Origin of the sequence: Yersinia alsatica, from assembly GCF_902170305.1 — a bacterium.
In the GTDB taxonomy this organism is placed as follows: domain Bacteria; phylum Pseudomonadota; class Gammaproteobacteria; order Enterobacterales; family Enterobacteriaceae; genus Yersinia; species Yersinia alsatica.
Genome location: NZ_CABHWW010000006.1, coordinates 68,809 through 89,416, shown reverse-complemented (window position 1 = coordinate 89,416; position 20,608 = coordinate 68,809). Strand labels below are relative to the sequence as shown.

Genomic DNA, 20,608 nt, shown 5'->3' with positions numbered 1-20,608 from the left:
ATTAGCTATTTTTATTTTTTAATACTGCGGTGTTCCAATCCAGATGCCAGCACTGTTCTCCTTCACTCGCTTGACCCGCTTGCGTGACAAAGACCCCCGCAGCCGCAATTAACTGTTCGCCAAAATACAGCAACGGAATGCGCTCTCGCAACCAGGGAGGAACCCCCAATTCCTGCCATATTTTCTTAATGTGGCGCGAATGATGCCGCCCAACAATTTTGATCTCTCCTTGCAAACCAAAACGTATACTTATTTCTTCACCAATAGCCGCGGCTCTAACAGCTTGCCCGCCATCAGCAACAAAACTCAACACGCCAAGATTGGCAGGTAAAACCAAGGGTTCCGGTAGTGCCGCTGTTTGGTCAGGGGCCGCCAGAACAGTCGCCCAAGTCAGATGTGGTACGCTTATCTCAGCCAGCGGCGATAATAGATATAAATATTGCCGAAAACGACGAACCTGATGTGCTCCGAGAATCAGTTGAGGTTCAGCATCCGGTCTGGCCATGGCGACCTCCAACCACAAACGTTGCAGTTGGCTCTGCGACGGCATTGAAGCACCACATCCGGCCAACCAACGCCGCAGTAATGCCGCACGCTTAGCTTCCGAAGCAAGTAATAAGCCTTCAATAGATAGCGCGCCTTCAGGGTTTTGTAATTGCTGTAAATTATCAGCCAGTAACTCATCCAGCAATTGTTCCTGCTCAGCACACAAACTGGCACTACGCGCAGTGGCTTGAGCAAAGTGCGGCCAACGCTGATTAAGCAAAGGTAAAACTCTTAATCGTAGAAAATTGCGATCGAAGCGATCATCTTGATTACTGTCGTCTTCAATCCACTGTAGCTGTTGGGTTCGGGCATAGTTTTCGAGTATCGCGCGCGAGAATGCCAGGAGTGGCCGCAATAATTGGCTATGCGCAAAGGGCATTCTCGCCGCCATCGCGGATAAACCCGCAGGGCCACTGCCACGTTTAAGCGCTAATAAGAAAGTTTCACACTGATCATCCAGATGCTGGGCGGTAAGCAGCACTTCATCAGCCGCTAAATGTGAGGTAAATGCCTGATAACGGGCGGTTCTGGCGGCAGCTTCAATACCAGAGTGGCGGGCATCGATACTAACCCGCACCACTTCTAACGGGATTTTCCATTGTTCACATTGCTGCCGGCAATGCTTAACCCAGCTATCAGCCCGAGGATTTAGTCCGTGGTGAATATGAATGGCACGAATCTTCAGCTCAGGAATAAGTTGGTCACGCAGACACACCAATAAATGCAGCAGCACACTGGAATCCAAACCACCACTGAACCCAACCAATACCCGCCGCTGTTCACCCAATTGCGCGAATAACGGGTTAAGCAAAACATTGGGGGTCGAGGAAGTGGCGTTCATATTATTCCGGTATCAATTCATAGAGCTCCAGAGGTAAACCATCTGGGTCATTAAAGAAAGTAAAACGTGATTCGGTATAGGGATCAATGCGAATCGCCTCGCAAATAACCCCTGCGGCTTCAAGCTCGCGCACGGCTAATTCAATATCATCAACCTGAAACGCCAGATGCCGTAATCCACAAGCTTCTGGACGGCTAGGCCGTGGCGCCGGAGCAGGAAAAGAGAATAACTCAATAAGATATTCCCCATTGAGTGCCAGATCAGCTTTCCATGAGTCTCGGGCTGCACGATAGACTTCACTCATTAGGCTAAAACCCAGCACCTCGCAGTAAAATTTCTTACTTGCCTGATAATCTGAGCCAATTATCGCAATATGATGAACCTGACGTATTGCCAGCATATATTCCAACCTAGTTATTTTTCAGTACATTGACCCAATAACGTCCATCTTCGCTGCGCTTGGCACCGTGGATATCAGTTTCAAATCCGGGATAATGTTCGCCAATAGCGCCCAGCAGCAATAGGAAATCCAATACTGCTCGGCTCTTCTCAGTAATCATTTCGCCGGGCATCACCAGCGGAACGCCCGGTGGGTAAGGTAAGATCATATTGGCGACCACTTTGCCAATCAAATCGGCCATATCGCAAGCGACTATATTACCGCGGATCTGTTGCTGGAACATATTATATGGCGTGAGTTTCATCTCTGGCAGTACATCAAATGACTGGCGCATTAGGCGGGGCAAATCATGTTGGCGGATCAATTGATGGATACCGGCAGCCAGATCCTGAATGCGCATATGGCGGTAAAAATCCGGATCCACAGCAAACAGATCCGGCAGCATATTTTTAACTCGTAAATTAAGATCAAAAGCACGTTTAAACTCAGTCAGCCCGCGCAATAAACTCATTGCTTTGGTTTTATCAATACCAATACTGAATAAAAACAGTAAATTATATGGGCCGGTTTTCTCTACCACGATACCGCGCTCATCTAAGAATTTGGCGACCAAAGCAGCAGGGATCCCGTCATCTTCAAGTTCACCTTCAGGGCTCATTCCCGGCGTCAAAATAGTCACTTTGATAGGATCCAGATACATATGATCCGCATCTACGTCGCTAAAACCATGCCACTTCTGCCCCGGCTGTAGCGGCCAACAGGCGATTTCGTCGATGGCCTCAGGTTGCCAGACATCAAAAAACCAGTTATCGCTTTCCGAGCGTAAACGCCGCACCTCTTTACGGAAATGCATCGCCCGTTCGATGGAGCGCATAATCATCCGTCGCCCTGGTTTGCCCCGCATCATTGCCGCTGCCGTCTCCATTGAGGCGACGATACTGTAATTTGGTGAGGTGGTGGTATGCATCATATAAGCTTCATTAAAAGTGCCTTCATTGTAGTCACCTTTAATATGAATCATTGAAGCTTGAGAGAATGCCGCCAGTAATTTATGCGTCGATTGCGTTTCATAAAATACTTTCCCGGCAACCCGCTCCCCACTCATGCCACTTTTACCCTCATAGATCTCATGAAAGTTAGTATAAGGAACCCACGCTGAATCAAAATGAATTGAAGGCACATCCAAGACTTGCTTAATATAGTCGGTATTATAGAGCAAGCCATCATAGGTCGAGTTGGTAATTACCGCATGTACCGGCCAATGGGCATTCTTAGTTTGTGCAACTTTCTCGGTAATAGACTCTCGGGTAAATTCACGCTGCGGTATGCCACCTAAAATGCCATATGCGTTACGAGCTGGATGTAAATAGAGCGGAATAATATCGCTCATCATCAGAAGATGCGTCAGAGACTTATGGCAATTACGATCAATTAATACCGTGCTACCGGCAGGGGACGAGTACATTCCAATAATTTTATTTGCCGTCGACGTGCCATTCGTCACCATATAGCTCTGTTCAGCATTGAACGTGCGGGCAATATACTCTTCAGCTTCCAGATGTGGCCCACTATGATCTAATAATGAACCCAGTTCAGTGACTGATATAGAAATATCCGCTTTGAGGGTATTGGCACCAAAGAAATCATAGAACAGGCTACCTACCGGGCTTTTTTGAAAAGCAGTTCCTGCCATATGCCCTGGAGTGCAAAAAGTATACTTCCCCTCTTTGACATAATTAAATAGTGCCTTAGTTAAAGGCGGAGTAATGCTATCCATATACTCTGTTGTATATTGTTCAATGTGCTGTGCAATATCTTCTGCAGCATTCAGAGCATATTCAAAGAAATAAAGAGCCATACGCATTTCATTCAAACTAACATCGAGTGAAGATGTCGTATTGATAAAAGCATAAAGTGGAAGATATTCGTTTAGCTCATTAATTTCAGCGCAGAGATCTGCGCTGTGCTGATCCCAATCGAAAATAACACCAATAATCCGCGCATTATGCTCGATCAGCTTGAGTAGATCGCCATGATCATTCGGATAGATCAGCTGGAAACCTTTGCTGAGCATAGCATCACTCAACTCGCGAATAGGCTCATCTTTATAGTAGACCCCCATTGGCCCCATGATGGCGATGATATTCATTGGTGAATCCTCAAATTGTTCACTAATCATCTATAACAACATGAAAATTCTACCTAGGGTACCTTTTACCTAAAAATTATGAGGTTGGGTATTAAGTTGAATGGATAGAGCATCGTAGGCGGGATTGGCTGGGCGTTTATAAACAAAAATCCGGTACATAATGTATGCACCGGATTTCAATAACTAACTTAGGTGACCAACAATCTGGACACTGTTACTCAGCAATAGCCGTAATTCATCAGACGTTGATAACGGCGATTCAGTAACTCTTCATTATTCAGAACATCCAAATCGCTGAGATCAGCCAGAAGCTGTGCTTTCAGTGAAGCAGCAATCGCAATGTGATCGCGATGCGCACCACCTAACGGCTCAGGGATCACCGAGTCGATCATTTTCAGTTCTTTCAGCCGATGGGCAGTAATACCCATCGCTTCTGCGGCTAATGGCGCTTTATCTGCGCTTTTCCACAAGATGGAAGCACAGCCTTCTGGAGAGATAACCGAATAAGTGCTGTATTGCAGCATATTCACTTTATCGCCAACCCCGATTGCCAATGCACCACCTGAGCCACCTTCACCAATGACGGTACAAACGATAGGGACATTCAGGCGAGACATTTCGCGCAGGTTACGTGCAATCGCTTCAGATTGACCACGTTCTTCAGCACCCACACCAGGATAAGCCCCTGGCGTATCAATGAAAGTAATGATCGGCAGCTTAAAGCGCTCAGCCATTTCCATCAGACGCAATGCTTTACGATAACCTTCTGGTGCTGGCATACCAAAGTTACGACGGATCTTCTCTTTGGTATCACGGCCCTTTTGATGACCAATGATCATCACCGGACGACCATCCAGACGTGCGATACCACCAACGATAGCTTTATCGTCGGCATAGGCACGATCACCTGCCAGTTCTTCGAAATCGGTAAAGATATTAGCGATATAATCCAGGGTATAAGGGCGGCCAGGATGGCGTGCCAATTGGGCAATTTGCCATGCGCCAAGATCCGAGAATATCTTCCGCGTCAGCTCGACACTTTTCTCACGTAGACGCTGAACCTCTTCGTCCAGATTAATATCTAATTTTTCGTCTTGACGGCTGACTGCGGTCAGCGAGTCAATTTTCGCTTCCAGCTCTGCAATCGGCTGTTCAAAATCAAGAAAATTCAGACTCATAGCATTCCTATTTTAGTCAAATTCCAGTTCCACCTGCTCATTACCGACCAACGTTCGCAATTCTATCAATAAGCGATCGGTGGGTGTCACGCGCCATGTGGCTCCAAACCGCAACCTAGCGCGAGCATCTTCCCGTTGGTAATAAAGATGCACTGGGATCGTCCCCGCTCGATGGGGTTCCAACGACTGACGGAGACGGTTCAAAAGCTGGTCATCAATTTGCCTGTCAGTCAGCGATATAGCAAGCCCACGGGCATATTTTTCACGAGCTTCACTGATGTCCATTAACTCACGGGCGGTCATTTTAAGTCCACCACTAAAGTCATCAAAGCTGACCTGTCCAGTGGCTATCAGGATACGGTCTTTTTCCAACAAATGCTGATATTTTTCCAACGCATCGGTGAATAGCATCACCTCCAGACGCCCAGAGCGGTCATCCAAAGTACAAATGCCAATACGATTTCCGCGTTTTGTTACCATAACCCTTGCAGCGATAACCAGCCCCGCTGCCATGGTCATTTTGCCCCGATCCGTCGGATGCATATCTTTCAAACGCAGCCCACCGGCATAACGTTCTATTTCCTTAAGATATTGGGTAATTGGGTGGCCGGTCAGATACAGCCCCAGCGTTTCCCGCTCACCGTCTAAAACAATTTGTTCCTGCCACGGCGGCACATTAGCATAAGATTGCTCAACCTGCTCAGGTGCATCAGCCAATACGCCAAACATATCTACCTGACCAATAGCTTCAGCCTTGGCATGTTGGTCCGCCGCCTTTAATGCTTCGCCCAATGAACTCATTAATGCGGCACGGTGCGGCCCCAGACGGTCAAAGGCACCGGACATAATCAGTTTTTCTAAAATCCGGCGATTGAGTTTTTTAGTGTCGACTCTGGCGCATAAATCAAATAACTCTTTGAAATAGCCCCCCTCTTTACGGGCTTCGAGCATCGCTTCAATCGGCCCTTCACCCACACCTTTGATGGCACCGATACCATAAACAATTTCGCCGTCATCATTTACATGGAAATGATACAAGCCACTGTTGATATCCGGAGGCAAGATTTTCAGCCCCATGCGCCAACATTCGTCAACCAGACCAACCACCTTATCGGTGTTATCCATATCAGCGGTCATTACCGCCGCCATAAATTCAGCCGGATAATGCGCTTTTAACCACAGCGTTTGGTAAGAAACCAAAGCATAAGCGGCGGAGTGTGACTTGTTAAAACCATAACCGGCAAATTTCTCTACCAAGTCAAAGATCTTAATCGCCAGTTCGCCATCAACGCCCTGACTTTTGGCCCCATCCTCAAATACCGAGCGCTGTTTGGCCATCTCTGCTGGGTTCTTCTTACCCATCGCACGACGCAACATATCCGCGCCGCCGAGTGAATAACCAGACAGAACCTGAGCAATCTGCATAACCTGTTCTTGATACAGGATAATGCCATAGGTTGGCTCAAGCACCGGTTTTAGTGACTCATGCTGCCATTCAATGTCGGGATAAGAAATAGCTTCACGGCCATGTTTACGGTCGATAAAGTTATCTACCATCCCTGATTGCAACGGACCTGGGCGGAACAATGCCACCAATGCAATCATATCTTCGAAGCAGTCTGGTTTCAGCCGCTTGATAAGATCTTTCATGCCGCGGGATTCAAGCTGGAATACCGCAGTCGTTTCCGAGCGTTGCAGCATATCGAAGCTTTTTTTATCATCCAACGGAATAGAAGCAATATCAATTGGCTCTAAACCGGTTTTGGCGCGCCGGGCGTTAATCATCTCCAGCGCCCAGTTAATGATAGTAAGCGTTCGCAAACCAAGGAAGTCGAACTTCACTAACCCGGCATATTCCACATCATTCTTATCGAATTGGGTGACCGGGTTTTTCCCTTCGGCATCACAATAAAGGGGGGCAAAATCAGTGATTTTAGTTGGCGCGATAACCACCCCACCGGCATGTTTACCGGCGTTACGTGTTACCCCTTCCAACTTACGCGCCATATCAATCAGCGCTCTAACCTCTTCATCTGCCTCATAGATTTCTGGCAGTTGCGGCTCTGCGGCGAAGGCTTTCTCCAGTGTCATCCCCGGATCAGGCGGGACTAATTTAGAGATACGGTCGACAAAACCATAAGGATGACCCAGCACACGGCCCACATCACGGATCACCGCTTTGGCGGCCATGGTACCGAAGGTAATAATCTGCGAAACCGCATCACGGCCATACATGTCCGCGACGTGTTCAATCACCAGGTCACGTTTCTCCATGCAGAAGTCAACGTCGAAGTCGGGCATTGATACACGTTCAGGGTTAAGAAAACGTTCGAACAGGAGGTCAAACTCCAGTGGGTCGAGGTCGGTAATCTTCAGCGCATAGGCCACCAGAGAACCCGCGCCTGAGCCTCGCCCTGGGCCTACCGGTACACCGTTATCTTTTGACCACTGGATAAATTCCATAACTATCAAGAAGTAACCAGGGAAACCCATCTGGTTAATAACTTTCAGCTCGATTTCCAGACGTTCATCATATTCGGGCCGCTTTTGCGCCCGAACTTCAGGGTCAGGGAATAGGAACTCCAGTCGTTCTTCTAAACCTTGTTTAGACTTTTCAACCAGAAAATCTTCGGTACTCATATCACCGGTCGGGAATTGAGGTAAGAAATACTCCCCAAGCCGGATGGTCACATTACAACGTTTGGCTATCTCAACACTGTTGATCAGCGCCTCAGGAATGTCGGCGAACAGCTCGCACATCTGCTCTTCGTCACGCATAAATTGCTGAGGGCTATAGTTCTTAGGCCGCTTAGGATCAACCAGTGTAAAACCGTCATGGATAGCAACACGAATCTCGTGCGCATCAAAATCTGACTCATCGATAAAACGCACATCATTGGTCGCTACCACGGGCAAGCCGCGCTCGGTAGCCAGCGCTACCGCAGCATGCAGGTAGTTTTCTTCATCCGGGCGACCCGTACGAATTAACTCCAGATAATAACTATTAGGGAAATGCTCTTGATAAAATTCGAGGCATTGATCAACCTGAACCTGATTACCCCGCAAGATAAACTTACCGACATCACCCATCCGACCACCGGACAGTAGAATCAGCCCTTCTTTATGATTAATCAGCCAATCCCGATCAATGATCGGGCCAGCAGCACCATAGCCACGTTGATAAGCTTCGGATATCAGTAAAGTCAGGTTTTGGTAACCTTCATTATTGCGTGCCAAAACCGTCAGGTGAGCTAACTCATCACCCAAAATCTCGCTTTGCACATAGAAATCTGCGCCAATGATGGGTTTGACCCCAGCACCATGGGCGCTACCGTAGAATTTTACCAGGCCACACAGGTTGGTAAAATCGGTAATGGCCAGAGCGGGCATGCCCAACGCAGCAGCTCTCTTCACCAAGGGCCCAATCTTGGCTAATCCATCGATCATGGAGTAATCGCTGTGAACACGCAGGTGGACAAAACGAGGTTCGGCCATATCCAGATACCAGAAATTAGTGGATTGAATCATATCTCCAGCAATTTATTGCTGAAGAATCATATCCATACATTATGGATTTTACTTCGTTATTGACACAAAAGTGGTTTACGCAACAATGAGTTACACCAAACCTAGCACACGTTTAACTGGGCCAAAACTGCGCCGGTGGTGTTCGGTGGCACCGAAGGCTGCCAATTTTTCTAAATGGACAGCGGTGGGATAACCTTTGTGCTGAGCGAAACCATATTCAGGGAAATGAAGATCAAGCTCAATCATTTCACGGTCACGCGTCACTTTAGCCAGAATAGAGGCGGCACTAATCTCTGCCACCCGGCTATCACCTTTGACAACGGCTAATGACGGCATCGCCAGTTTCGGACAACGATTGCCATCAATCAAGACATAATCAGGGGCAATATGCAGCCCAGCAACGGCCCTTTGCATGGCAAGCATAGTGGCGTGCAAGATATTGAGCTGGTCAATCTCTTCAGGCTCTGCGCGGCCAAGGCTCCATGACAGTGCCTTGTCAGTAATTTCGTCATAGAGTGACAGACGGCGTTTTTCACTCAGTTTCTTCGAGTCGGCTAAACCGACTATTGGCCGTTTAGGATCAAGAATAACCGCCGCAGTGACAACCGCACCCACTAAGGGGCCGCGACCTACTTCATCCACACCCGCAATCAGATTGGCTTGTGGGTAAATAAAAATATCAGTCATCGTCCGGCTAACTCCAATACAGCCTGGGCTGCTTGCTCATCCGCACCACAGCGGATGCTCCGATGTAAAATCAGAAAACGTGCTTTTAAAGCTTCAACAGCGTCCCCACCTTGCAACAACGGCAACAACGCATCGGCTAATTTTTGTGGCTGACACTCTTGCTGCAACAGCTCAGTCACCAACTCTTCGCCTGCTAATAAATTAGGTAACGAGACATAAGGTGTCTTAACCAGCCTCTCGGCCAACCAGAATGTGAAAGGTTTCATACGATAGCCGACTACCATTGGGCATTTGGCCAACATGCACTCTAATGCCGCGGTACCAGAGGCCAGCAGTGTCGCATCGCTGGCAATCATCGCCAAACGGGCGTTACCATCCAGCAAATGCACTGATAGGTCGGGGGCAACCTCAGCCTTAATTCGCTCAAACTGTTCGCGTCGTTTACTGTTAACCAGCGGGACCAACACATCCAATTCAGGTATTTGCTGCTTCAAGATGGCTGCGGTACGCAGAAAGTCGCCACTGAGCATTTCGACTTCCGAATGACGACTACCGGGCAACAAGGCTAAACAAGGTGTGTTTGATGCAATGCCCAGTTCTGCTCTTGCCGCTTGTTTGTCAGGAGCTAATGGCATGGTATCGGCCATGGTATGACCGATAAAACGACAGGGAACATTAAAACGATCGTAAAACGCTTTTTCAAAAGGAAGAAAGGCCAGCACCATATCGGTCGCTTTACCAATTTTGAAAACACGCTTTTGCCGCCAGGCCCAAACGGACGGGCTGACATAATGAACGGTTCGGATACCGCGCTGTTTCAAACGCCCTTCAAGGGTAATATTGAAATCAGGGGCATCGATACCGACAAAAACATCTGGAGAGAGCTCACTGAAACGCTGAGTCAGCTCTTTTCGAATTTTCAACAAACGTGGCAGGCGCTCTAAAACCTCAACAACCCCCATTACTGCCAATTCTTCCATCTCAAACCAGGCTTCGCATCCTTCAGCTTGCATCAGAGGACCGGCAACACCTACAAAGCGTGCATCAGGAACCCGAGCTTTCAGTGCACGAATTAATCCGGCACCTAAGATGTCGCCAGATGTTTCTCCAGCGACTAAACCGATAGTTAAAGGACGCCCGCCGCTTAACGGACGATCAACAGATAATGGGCTATTTTGCATAGGTCAGCGAATAATGCCGCGGGTCGAACGTTCAAAGAAATCACTGAATGCCTGAACCGCCGGATGTTGCTGCGCCAGCTCGGCAATTTCTGGTTTAACTTCGTCCAGAGTCCGGCCACTGCGATACAACAGTTTGTATGCATTGCGGATGGCATGAAGTGATTCTTTGTCAAAGCCACGGCGCTTCAACCCTTCGATATTAATACCAAATGGTGTCGCGTGGTTGCCTTGAGCGATGACAAAAGGAGGCACGTCTTGAGCAACGCCTGAACAACCGCCCACCATAACATGCGCGCCGATCACGCAGAATTGGTGAACTGCCGTCATACCGCCAATAATGGCATAATCGTCAATTTCTACATGCCCACCCAACGTTGCATTGTTTGCCAGAATGCAACGATTGCCAATGATGCAATCATGGGCTATATGGGCATTGATCATGAGTAAATTATCGCTGCCTACTTTGGTTAACCCACCACCTTGGACAGTGCCACGGTGGATAGAAACACTTTCGCGGATACGGTTACGATCGCCGATCTCGACACGAGTAGGCTCGCCTGCATATTTCAGATCTTGGTTAGCTTCACCAATCGAAGCAAACTGATAAATCTGATTATCACAGCCGATTTTTGTTATTCCATTAACGACGACATGGGATTTCAGTTCCGTGCCAGCGCCGATTTCCACCTGGGATCCGACAAAGCAGAAGGGGCCGATATGAACGCCGGCGCCTATAATGGCACCTTCTTCAACGATAGAACTTGGATGGATAACGGCGGTTTTGTCAATCACGTATCAGGACTCCTTAACGTCAGGCTTTACAACTGCTGCTTCTACTGGCGCTGTTGCCGGTTTGCTACGAGCACACATCATGGTTGCCGTACAAACGATTTCACCATCAACTTTTGCCACACCAGTAAAGCGAGTCAGACCACGGCGTTCTTTGACAAACTCAACTTCCATGATCATTTGATCGCCAGGCACCACTGGGCGTTTGAAGCGAGCTTCATCAATACCAGCAAAATAATAAAGCTCACCTGGTTCAAGTTTACCACGGCTCTTAAATGCCAAAATCCCGGTAGCCTGAGCCATCGCTTCTAATATCAACACACCAGGGAAGATTGGCTTGCCCGGGAAGTGGCCTTGGAAAAATGGCTCGTTGAAAGAGACGTTCTTCACTGCACGCAGAAATTTGCCTTCCTCAAAATCGAGGACGCGATCTACCAGCAAAAACGGAAAACGGTGCGGGAGTAGATCCAAAATCTCTTCAATGTGCAGAGTATGAGTGTCAGTAGTCAAAATACTCTTCCTGTCTAAAAACTGATGCTATCAACAACACGGCCTGCACAGCCCCAAAAAGGAGGCATTAGGCAGGCCGCAAATTATGAACTCTTTACACTTACTTTTGGTATTAACTACCAATAAGTTTGATTATTTGCTCAGAGTTTCGGGCTTGAGTGATTATTCTTTATCGATTTTGCGCTCAATAGCTTTTAAGCGTTTATTAATCCCATCAATATTCATCACTAAAGCAGCTGTCTTGCGCCAAACTTTATTCGGTTGTAGCGGAATCCCGGAGGAGTATAACCCAGGTTCGGTGATTGGACGCATCACCATTCCCATCCCAGTGATTGTGACTTTGTCACAAATCTCCATGTGACCATTGATCACACTGGCACCGCCTATCATACAATAGCGTCCAACTTTCAGACTGCCTGCCATGATAACACCACCCGCAACTGCGGTATTGTCGCCAATCACAACGTTATGTGCAATCTGGCATTGGTTATCAATGATAACGCCATTACCAATAATCGTGTTATCCAATGCCCCACGGTCAATTGTTGTACAGGCGCCAATCTCAACACGATCGCCAATATGTACAGAACCTAGCTGAGGAATTTTTATCCAGTTACCACGATCATTTGCATAGCCAAAACCATCTGCACCAATGACCGTACCGGATTGGATCAGACAGTTCTGTCCAATCACCACTTCATGATAAACGGAGACATTGGCCCACAAACGGCTACCTGCACCAATGTGAGTATTCTTACCAATAAAGCAGCCTGCACCGATAACAACGTTATCACCCAGCACAACACCGGACTCTATGACTGCATTTGCACCAATAGAAACGTTCTCTCCCAGCGTTGCCCGCGGAGAAATTACCGCACTTGGCGCGATATCTTGCGCTGGCTGAGGGGTGGTATCCATTATCTGAGCCATGCGCGCATAGGTTAAATAAGGATTTTTAACGACCAAAGCCGCAGATTTACAGAATGGTAAATCTGCCTCAGTCAGTACCACAGCACCTGCATTGCAGGTCGCGAGTTGTTCCTGATAGCGGCTGTTTGACAAAAATGTGATTTGCGAAGGCTCGGCAGAATGCATAGAAGCGATGCCGGTGATGACGAGATCGCCATCACCGTGCACCTGTGCATCCAACTGCTGGGCTAAATCAGCCAGTCGAATTGAAGGCATGTTTTATTTAACCTGTTTCAGCACGTCAGCAGTGATATCTTTAGAAGAGTCAGCATATGCAACAGCATTTGCATCGATCACTACGTCATAACCGCCTTTGCTGGCAACAAGTTTAACAGCATCCTGAATACGGCTCAGAATTTTGTTACGTTCTTCCATCTGACGACGGCGATTGTCTTGCTCAAAAGCCTGGGCTTTAGTAGAGAAAGTTTCACGCTGTTTCATTACGTCGCTTTCCAGCTTGGTACGATCGCTGGCTTTCATGGTAGAACCGTCACGTTGCAGCTTCTGCATTTTAGTCTGCAGATCGCGCTCCATTCCTTGCAGTTCGGTTGCACGGCCTTTGAATTCATTCTCCAGCTGCTTAGCTACGGTTTCACGCGCAGGTAATTGTTGGAAAATGCTGGAAACGTTAACAATAGCAATCTTGTCAGCGGCTTGAACGCTGGCTGAAGCAGCCAATGCTAAACCTAGACCTGCGGCACACAACCACTTTTTCACTATAAACTCCTTACCATTACCCGTTTGTGTCAGAGACACCTTGAAGTGCACTTAATACTGAATAATCCCTAGCATAGCGCCAACCTGAGCTGACGCTACTTTAGGTTATTTCAACTACCAGTGCTGTCTTTAAAATTCAGTACTGCTTTGCCAATCAATTACCAAGTTTTACCAATGTTAAACTGGAATTGCTCTGACTTGTCGCCTTCGTAATCTTTAACCGGTTTAGCATATGAGAACACTAATGGCCCCAATGGAGACATCCATTGCAAGGACACACCGGCAGACACACGAATATTGCTAGCTTTACTGTAATCAGGTATGCCAGCAGCACGCGTCTCTGCGGTATTTTCCCAATTAGTATCCCATACAGTACCGGAGTCAATAAAGAATGAGGTACGTACAGAGTTCGAGTATTTCTCGCTAATAAACGGTGTTGGTGTAATCAGTTCTAAACTGGCCACCGCCATCGCGTTACCACCGACTGCATCGGTAGAATTAGTAACTGTAGTCCCATTATTGCCGTAATACGCAGCTTTTGGACCAATGTTATTTGATCGGAAGCCACGAACCGAGCTGGAACCACCTGCATAGAAGTTCTCATAGAATGGCATCTCTTTCGAACCGATACCGCCGCCATAACCCAAGCGACCACGGCCCAAGAGCACCCATGAACGATCTTCATCCAATGGCTGATACGCTGATGTATCGAATGTCACCTTGTAGAACTCATTATCAGAGCCAGGCACGGTAACTTTCGTATTCACCGATGATTTCACCCCCGAAGTCGGGAAGAAACCACGGTCAAGGTTGTTATATGTCCAACCCAGGTTCAGCGTAAAGTCGTCAGTAGTAAAGCCTTCGCGACCTGTATAGCTTGGTCGTTGGCCTACTGAATCCAGATAGCGCCACATCGCGACTTGCGGTTCCATATCAGACAGGTCGTTATGGACATAACCTAAGCCAACACGCAATGAGTTATTTTCATTGATAGGGAAGCCTAAAGTACCGTCAACACCGTAGCTGCTGTTGGTATAGCCAGACAAGTCCGCGTTATCTGCTTTAAAGTCATTATAGAAGATACGCCCGCCCAGACTTACACCATCAACAGTGAAGTAAGGGTCAGTTAAGGTAAATTCAGCATAAGTCTGGTAGTCGTTCTTCGTACCGTTAATACCAACGGTATTACCCGTACCCAACCAGTTATCTTGCTGAACGCCAACCTGGAAGCTTACGCCACTTTCAGTACCGTAACCGATACCAAAGTTCAGGCTACCTGTGTTTCGTTCTTTAACTTTGTAAGTCACATCAACCTGATCAGCGGTTCCCGGAACACGCTGAGTTTCAACATCAACGGTTTCGAAATAGCCCAGACGGTTCAAACGCTCTTTACCAGCTTCGACCTGATCATTACCCAACCATGCACCTTCCATCTGGCGCATTTCACGGCGCAATACGGAATCTTTACTGGTGTCATTGCCTTCGAAACGAACATTACGAACATAGAAACGGTTACCCGCATCTACATTGATATGCAGTTTGACAGTTTTATCAGCGTCGTTAATTTCAGGCTGAGATACTACACGCGGGTAGGCATAGCCGTAACGGCCCAACATCTTCTTGATGTCTTCTTCCATGCGTGTGACTTTGCTGCCGTTAAACAATTCACCCGGCTCAATCTGGGTCAGCTTATCAGCTTCAGATTGATGGCCCGCAAGGTTACCGCTCACAACCACACTGTTAAGCTTGTATTGATTGCCTTCAGTAATATTGATGGTGATATAGATGCCTTTTTTATCTGGCGTCAGGCTCACTTGAGTCGAATCGATATTAAAGCGGGCATAACCACGGTCCAGATAGAAACTGCGCAAGGTTTCAAGGTCACCGGCCAGTTTCTGCTTCTGGTATTTGCGATCACCAACAACGTTCCACCATGGCACTTCATCACGCAATTGGAAGCGCGAGATAAGTTCATCAGTTGTGAAACTGTGGTTACCTACGATGTTAATCTGCTGAATTTTAGCAGATACACCCTCAGTAAAGACCAGTTTGAGATCGACACGATTACGCGGTAGTGGCGTAACGACAGCTTTCACAGATGCGCTGTATTTACCCACGCTGTAGTAGAAGTCTTCGAGTCCTTTTTCAATGCTGGATATAGTGGTACGGTCCAGGGCTTCGCCAACCCGGACGCCAGAGGCTTCCAGATTCTGCTTAAGCATGTCATCTTTCACCGCTTTATTACCGGAGAAAGTGATGCTGGCAATCGTTGGGCGTTCTTTGACTTGAACAATCAGCGTATCACCATCGCGCAGGACACGAACGTCCTCGAAGTTGCCTGTAGCAAACAACGCACGGATAGTTTTACCGATGTCATCATCACTGACGGTATCGCCTACGCGAACCGGCATATTAAGTAACGCCGCACCGACGGCGACCCGTTGCAGGCCTTCGAAATGAATATCTTTCACTACGAACCCGTCTGCACCGTATACGGTGGCGCTGCCAAACAGCAGCGACGCTATGAGCAACTTTTTCATCGCCATCGTTGTTATGCGTTCTTCCTAACCTATCCCCTGCCGTTAAAGACGGGAGAAATCATTGAAAAGTGCAAGCCCCATTAATAGCACCAGCAAAACCGAGCCGATGCGATAACTGAAGTCTTGTACTCGCTCAGAAACCGGCCCACCCTTCAGCTTTTCTATCGCCAGGAAGAGCAGATGTCCACCATCTAACACCGGTAACGGGAACAAATTGATAATGCCCAAATTGACACTGATGAGTGCCAAAAACATCAGGTAATATACCAACCCGTACTCAGCTGAAACCCCAGCACCTTGCGCAATAGATATCGGGCCACTCAAGTTATTCAGCTTAACATCACCAGTAATCAGTTTACCCAACATGCTTACCGTCAACCGCATCAACTGCCAGGTTTTATCCCCAGCTTGGTAGAATGCCGTAAACGGACCATATTGGCGAATCGTTCTATATTCATCCGGAAGCGGTATAACTTTCGGCACTACACCCGCAAAACCTTCACTGCGGTTTTCTCCAACCGATTTTGTATCTGGTATCAAGGTTAAAGACAAGGGGGTACCGCCCCTTTCAATATCTAACACCAGCGCTTTACCGGGGTTATCTCGAACTTGTAAAACAAATGTTTGCCAACGATCCAATAACTGACCGCCAACTTTAACTATCCTATCCCCCGCTTGTAAACCCGCCTTTTCTGCCGCTGACCCTGGTTGAACTTCTGCCAGAACGGATTCAATCTGCGGTCCACGAGGAATAATACCCAATGCTACGACTGGGTCTTGTTTATCTGGTTCAAATTGCCACTGACGCAAATCCAAGGTTTTTTGCACCACATTGGCAGAACCAAATGGAGCAACACCAACCTGTGTTTGCTTATCGCCAATTTTACTGACTAATGCCAAACGAACAGAATCCCAGTCAGGCGTTTCGATACCATCTACAGACTTAAGTTCCATTCCCGGAGAAATATTGGCTTGTGCAGCAATGGATTGTGGCGAAATATCACCCACAACCGGGCGCACACTTGGCACACCAATGATAAACACTAGCCAGTATGCAATCACCGCAAAAAGGAAGTTGGCAATAGGACCCGCGCTGACGATTGCCGCACGTTGTAAAACAGTTTTGTTGTTAAAAGATTGATGGCGAAATTCTGGCGCCACAGCTTCGACGCGCTCATCCAACATTTTAACGTAGCCGCCCAATGGGATAAGGGCGATAACATACTCGGTACCCTGGCGATCAGTCCGGCGCCATAGCGCTTTACCAAAACCAATCGAAAAGCGCTCGACACGGACACCACAGCGCCGCGCCACCCAAAAGTGGCCAAATTCATGCACTGTAATTAAGATCCCCAGTGCGATAATAAACGCGGCCAGGCTCCAGAGTATGCTCATCATATTCCCTAAACTCCCCGTCAGTGACGGATTAAAACACTAACAGCATTAAGCAGGCAAATACCGGCACAGCTGCGGTCAGGCTATCGATACGATCCAGTATCCCACCATGACCAGGAATCAAATGACCACTGTCTTTAATTCCCGCTTCACGTTTAAACATACTTTCGGTCAAATCGCCGAGTACCGAGGCCAATGCAGCAACCACGGAACAGATTAACAGCTTTTCCGGGATGATATCCAACGGAGCGTATCGACCAAACAACCATGATATCAGAGCTGATGTCAGTAAACCGCCAATTAATCCTTCCCACGTTTTACCTGGTGAGACTTTAGGCGCTAATTTGTGTTTACCGAACAGTTTTCCGAACATATAAGCGCCGGAATCAGCCCCCCACACCAAGAGCATCACATACAGTAGCCACCAGGCGCCGATATTGTGGTTCTGTTCATAGCCATACTGACGCAACGCAACCATGCCCCAGAAGAACGGAACAATCGTCAGAATGCCGAAAATTATACGCAAGAGGCGAGAGTCGCGCCAGAACACTGCTGATCGTGGGTAAGTAAGCACCAACATCAATGCAGCTATCCACCAGCCCATAGAGAGCCAGAGTGGCACACTCACTTGCGGGAGATGCGCTGAATGCTGATAGGCAGGGAGACTAAGCAGCATTAAAACCAGAAGAAAACCACAAAGTATGGCTAACCAAATACGCTGAGAACGACTGGCAAACCCGGCTAATTGCCCCCACTCCCAAGCTGCAAGCATGCAGACAACGAGAGTAACAATAGCAAAACCAACCGGCGGAAGCAGGAACAGTGCACCAATGACAACCGGAATCAAAATCAAAGCAGTTATGAGACGATACTTCAGCAAAAGTTCCCCCTAGGATGCAGTGGCATCGATAGGTGTAGTTCCCCCGAAGCGACGCTCGCGTTGTGCAAATGCATTCAGCGCACCTTCAAAGACATGTTCATCAAAATCAGGCCAGAGTACATCAGTAAAGTAAAGTTCAGCATAGGCAATTTGCCACAACAAGAAATTACTGATGCGATGTTCACCACCGGTTCTGATCACTAAATCTACCTCAGATTGCTCATGCAGGCAGATATGCGAGTTTAGCGATTCTTCACTGATATCTGCGGGTTGCAACTCGCCTCGCTGTACTTGCTCAGCTAAGTGACGCATTCCCTGAATAATATCCCAACGGCCACCATAATTGGCAGCAATGTTAAGCTTCAGACCGTCATTATCTGCAGTTAACTCTTCTGAGCGACGGATCCGTTGTTGCAAACGTTCACTAAATCGACTGATATCACCAATAACTGATAAACGAACATTATGTTTATGCAGACTTTTTACTTCACTGTCCAGCGCTCGAACAAAAAGCTCCATCAGAGCGGTGACTTCTTGAGCAGGGCGATTCCAGTTTTCACTACTGAAAGCATAAAGCGTGAGTGCATCTAATTGATGAGAAGCGGCAAAACTCACAGCCCGGCGCACCGACTTCACCCCTGCTTTATGACCGAAAACCCTTAATTTACCCCGATTTTTAGCCCAACGCCCATTGCCGTCCATAATAATAGCAACATGACGCGGGATTAGGGGGGACAAGTTAGCCCTATCTTCATTTACAGACGACATAATGCGAACTCATTTCCTCAATAAATCAATTGTTCGTCCCGAACATTAGGCCGTAAGCGCACAAAAAAAGCCGTGTACCAAGTCACGGCTTCTTAAGTGACAGCCAAAATAGACGGTTTAAATACCTATTGGGCCACTAATCAATGGTCTATCCATCCATTGATAATGCTGACTATATCATCTCAGCTCTGCCCTAACAAATTCCCACATCAGCAGATAAGGCTTTTAATTATTCAATTTTGCTATTGCTTTCGTTGCCATATCACGGGCTTGGCGGTCAATTACCAGCACCTCGTCCACACTGGCAGGTTCTTGCAACGATAAATGCTCCACTACATTACGATTGATTGCTGCAATGTCAGTGAAACGAATTCTCGAATCCAGGAATGCCATCACAGAAATTTCATTCGCTGCATTCAGCGCCGTGGTTGCGGCTTGCCCTGCGTTGCATGCATCAATTGCCAGCTTCAGACATGGATAACGTTGATAATCCGGGTCACCAAAGGTCAATTCACGAATCTTGCAAAAATCCAGAGGGGCGACACCAGAATTAACCCGCATCGGGTACGCCATCGCATGCGCAATAGGTGTGCGCATATCTGGTGTTCCCATCTGTGCCAATACACTCCCATCATGATAGCGGACCATTGAGTGAATGACAGATTGAGGATGCAAAATGACTTCTATCTGCTCAGCGCTGGCATTAAATAACCAGCGAGCCTCAATATACTCTAGCCCTTTATTCATCATTGTCGCCGAATCGACTGAGATTTTACGCCCCATAGACCAGTTGGGATGCGCACAAGCTTGATCCGGTGTGACATCGGCAAATTGTGATAACGGGGTTTCACGCAGTGGGCCACCAGAGCCGGTCAAAATAATGCGCGAGACACCATTCTCACTCAAAGAAGAATAGCCTAATTGGCGCTGAACTTTTTCAGGTAAACTCTGAAAAATAGCATTATGTTCGCTATCTATGGGCAACAACTGCGCATGGCTGTGCCTCACCTCATCCATAAAGAGCTTGCCACAGGTAATTAGCGACTCTTTGTTAGCCAGTAATACCTGCTTGCCTTTACGGATCGCTGCTAGTGTAGAAGGTAACCCAGCCACGCCCACAATAGCCGCCATCACCTGGTTGACTTCATCTAAAGCTGCTAATTCACAAGCCGCCTTTTCACCGGCGTAAACTTCGGTTCGAGAACCATTTTCAGCTAATAATTGACGCAATGCAGCAGCCGAGGCTTCATCTGACATTGCTGCATAGCGGGGTGTGAACTCAAGGCATTGCTGAGCCATCTGTTCGACATTGCGACCAGCAACCAGGGCAGTTACTTTGAATAATTCGGGATTTGCGCGCACAACACCCAAGGTGCTGTTGCCGATGGAACCAGTAGAACCAAGAATAGTCAGTTGCTTCATGAGAGTGCTCTGAATAACTGTTTTTATGATAGGCGAGGCATTAACCGACCTGCACAACAGGCGATAATTTTTTATCCTCATACCCAATTTTATGGCGCTTTATTGTCG

At 47.6% G+C, this 20,608-nt stretch carries 16 protein-coding genes; all 16 read right to left on the bottom strand.

The annotated features are described in order from the left end of the window. Position 1 precedes the first annotated feature (1 nt). Positions 2 to 1,387, bottom strand: a complete 1,386-nt coding sequence (gene tilS, locus FTA96_RS01890) for a tRNA lysidine(34) synthetase TilS (protein WP_145573079.1) — start codon at positions 1,385 to 1,387, stop codon at positions 2 to 4. Between the two features lies 1 nt (position 1,388). Then, positions 1,389 to 1,787: a VOC family protein gene (locus FTA96_RS01885; RefSeq protein ID WP_134957022.1), complete on the bottom strand. Its 399-nt coding sequence runs from the start codon at positions 1,785 to 1,787 to the stop codon at positions 1,389 to 1,391. A 10-nt stretch (positions 1,788 to 1,797) separates the two neighbouring features. Further along, positions 1,798 to 3,936 carry a lysine decarboxylase LdcC gene (locus FTA96_RS01880; RefSeq protein ID WP_145573077.1) on the bottom strand — a complete coding sequence of 713 codons (2,139 nt, stop codon included), beginning with the start codon at positions 3,934 to 3,936 and terminating at the stop codon, positions 1,798 to 1,800. 218 nt (positions 3,937 to 4,154) lie between these two features. After that, complete coding sequence (gene accA / locus FTA96_RS01875) at positions 4,155 to 5,114, bottom strand: acetyl-CoA carboxylase carboxyl transferase subunit alpha (protein ID WP_050109915.1); 960 nt, start codon at positions 5,112 to 5,114, stop codon at positions 4,155 to 4,157. 12 nt (positions 5,115 to 5,126) lie between these two features. After that, positions 5,127 to 8,609: a DNA polymerase III subunit alpha gene (gene dnaE, locus FTA96_RS01870; RefSeq protein ID WP_050109963.1), complete on the bottom strand. Its 3,483-nt coding sequence runs from the start codon at positions 8,607 to 8,609 to the stop codon at positions 5,127 to 5,129. A 123-nt stretch (positions 8,610 to 8,732) separates the two neighbouring features. Further along, the gene (gene rnhB / locus FTA96_RS01865) at positions 8,733 to 9,329 is read right to left on the bottom strand and encodes a ribonuclease HII (protein ID WP_050136189.1); all 597 of its coding nucleotides are present in this window, start codon (positions 9,327 to 9,329) and stop codon (positions 8,733 to 8,735) included. Further along, positions 9,326 to 10,510 carry a lipid-A-disaccharide synthase gene (gene lpxB / locus FTA96_RS01860; RefSeq protein WP_145573076.1) on the bottom strand — a complete coding sequence of 395 codons (1,185 nt, stop codon included), beginning with the start codon at positions 10,508 to 10,510 and terminating at the stop codon, positions 9,326 to 9,328. The genes rnhB and lpxB overlap by 4 nt, the downstream gene beginning before the upstream one ends. 3 nt (positions 10,511 to 10,513) lie before the next feature. Further along, positions 10,514 to 11,302 (bottom strand): acyl-ACP--UDP-N-acetylglucosamine O-acyltransferase, encoded by a 789-nt coding sequence (gene lpxA, locus FTA96_RS01855; RefSeq protein WP_050109918.1) that lies wholly within the window; start codon positions 11,300 to 11,302, stop codon positions 10,514 to 10,516. A 3-nt stretch (positions 11,303 to 11,305) separates the two neighbouring features. Continuing rightward, positions 11,306 to 11,809, bottom strand: a complete 504-nt coding sequence (gene fabZ, locus FTA96_RS01850) for a 3-hydroxyacyl-ACP dehydratase FabZ (RefSeq protein WP_032910240.1) — start codon at positions 11,807 to 11,809, stop codon at positions 11,306 to 11,308. A gap of 162 nt (positions 11,810 to 11,971) precedes the next feature. Further along, the gene (gene lpxD / locus FTA96_RS01845) at positions 11,972 to 12,994 is read right to left on the bottom strand and encodes a UDP-3-O-(3-hydroxymyristoyl)glucosamine N-acyltransferase (protein WP_050124030.1); all 1,023 of its coding nucleotides are present in this window, start codon (positions 12,992 to 12,994) and stop codon (positions 11,972 to 11,974) included. 3 nt (positions 12,995 to 12,997) lie between these two features. Beyond that, the gene (skp, locus tag FTA96_RS01840; RefSeq protein WP_050146530.1) at positions 12,998 to 13,495 is read right to left on the bottom strand and encodes a molecular chaperone Skp; all 498 of its coding nucleotides are present in this window, start codon (positions 13,493 to 13,495) and stop codon (positions 12,998 to 13,000) included. Positions 13,496 to 13,653: 158 nt separating this feature from the next. Continuing rightward, positions 13,654 to 16,041: an outer membrane protein assembly factor BamA gene (gene bamA / locus FTA96_RS01835; protein ID WP_050109919.1), complete on the bottom strand. Its 2,388-nt coding sequence runs from the start codon at positions 16,039 to 16,041 to the stop codon at positions 13,654 to 13,656. A 36-nt stretch (positions 16,042 to 16,077) separates the two neighbouring features. Continuing rightward, the gene (gene rseP / locus FTA96_RS01830; RefSeq protein ID WP_050109920.1) at positions 16,078 to 17,433 is read right to left on the bottom strand and encodes a sigma E protease regulator RseP; all 1,356 of its coding nucleotides are present in this window, start codon (positions 17,431 to 17,433) and stop codon (positions 16,078 to 16,080) included. Positions 17,434 to 17,461: 28 nt separating this feature from the next. Next, on the bottom strand, positions 17,462 to 18,310 hold the full coding sequence (gene cdsA, locus FTA96_RS01825; RefSeq protein ID WP_050124029.1) for a phosphatidate cytidylyltransferase: 849 nt from the start codon (positions 18,308 to 18,310) through the stop codon (positions 17,462 to 17,464). Between the two features lie 9 nt (positions 18,311 to 18,319). Further along, positions 18,320 to 19,078, bottom strand: coding sequence for a (2E,6E)-farnesyl-diphosphate-specific ditrans,polycis-undecaprenyl-diphosphate synthase (gene ispU, locus FTA96_RS01820; RefSeq protein ID WP_050109922.1), 759 nt, complete (start codon positions 19,076 to 19,078; stop codon positions 18,320 to 18,322). A 225-nt stretch (positions 19,079 to 19,303) separates the two neighbouring features. Further along, entirely contained in the window at positions 19,304 to 20,500 is a 1,197-nt protein-coding gene (gene ispC, locus FTA96_RS01815; RefSeq protein WP_050109923.1) for a 1-deoxy-D-xylulose-5-phosphate reductoisomerase, read from the bottom strand. Between the last annotated feature and the right edge of the window lie 108 nt (positions 20,501 to 20,608).

What these genes read in the sequence shown, in the direction of transcription:
- bamA (WP_050109919.1), bottom strand. Translation starts at nt 16,041, where the DNA reads ATGGCGATGAAAAAGTTGCTCATAGCGTCGCTGCTGTTTGGCAGCGCC.
- lpxB (WP_145573076.1), bottom strand. Translation starts at nt 10,510, where the DNA reads ATGCAAAATAGCCCATTATCTGTTGATCGTCCGTTAAGCGGCGGGCGT.
- rnhB (WP_050136189.1), bottom strand. Translation starts at nt 9,329, where the DNA reads ATGACTGATATTTTTATTTACCCACAAGCCAATCTGATTGCGGGTGTG.
- FTA96_RS01880 (WP_145573077.1), bottom strand. Translation starts at nt 3,936, where the DNA reads ATGAATATCATCGCCATCATGGGGCCAATGGGGGTCTACTATAAAGAT.
- lpxD (WP_050124030.1), bottom strand. Translation starts at nt 12,994, where the DNA reads ATGCCTTCAATTCGACTGGCTGATTTAGCCCAGCAGTTGGATGCACAG.
- rseP (WP_050109920.1), bottom strand. Translation starts at nt 17,433, where the DNA reads ATGATGAGCATACTCTGGAGCCTGGCCGCGTTTATTATCGCACTGGGG.
- ispC (WP_050109923.1), bottom strand. Translation starts at nt 20,500, where the DNA reads ATGAAGCAACTGACTATTCTTGGTTCTACTGGTTCCATCGGCAACAGC.
- FTA96_RS01885 (WP_134957022.1), bottom strand. Translation starts at nt 1,787, where the DNA reads ATGCTGGCAATACGTCAGGTTCATCATATTGCGATAATTGGCTCAGAT.
- accA (WP_050109915.1), bottom strand. Translation starts at nt 5,114, where the DNA reads ATGAGTCTGAATTTTCTTGATTTTGAACAGCCGATTGCAGAGCTGGAA.
- dnaE (WP_050109963.1), bottom strand. Translation starts at nt 8,609, where the DNA reads ATGGCCGAACCTCGTTTTGTCCACCTGCGTGTTCACAGCGATTACTCC.
- ispU (WP_050109922.1), bottom strand. Translation starts at nt 19,078, where the DNA reads ATGTCGTCTGTAAATGAAGATAGGGCTAACTTGTCCCCCCTAATCCCG.
- tilS (WP_145573079.1), bottom strand. Translation starts at nt 1,387, where the DNA reads ATGAACGCCACTTCCTCGACCCCCAATGTTTTGCTTAACCCGTTATTC.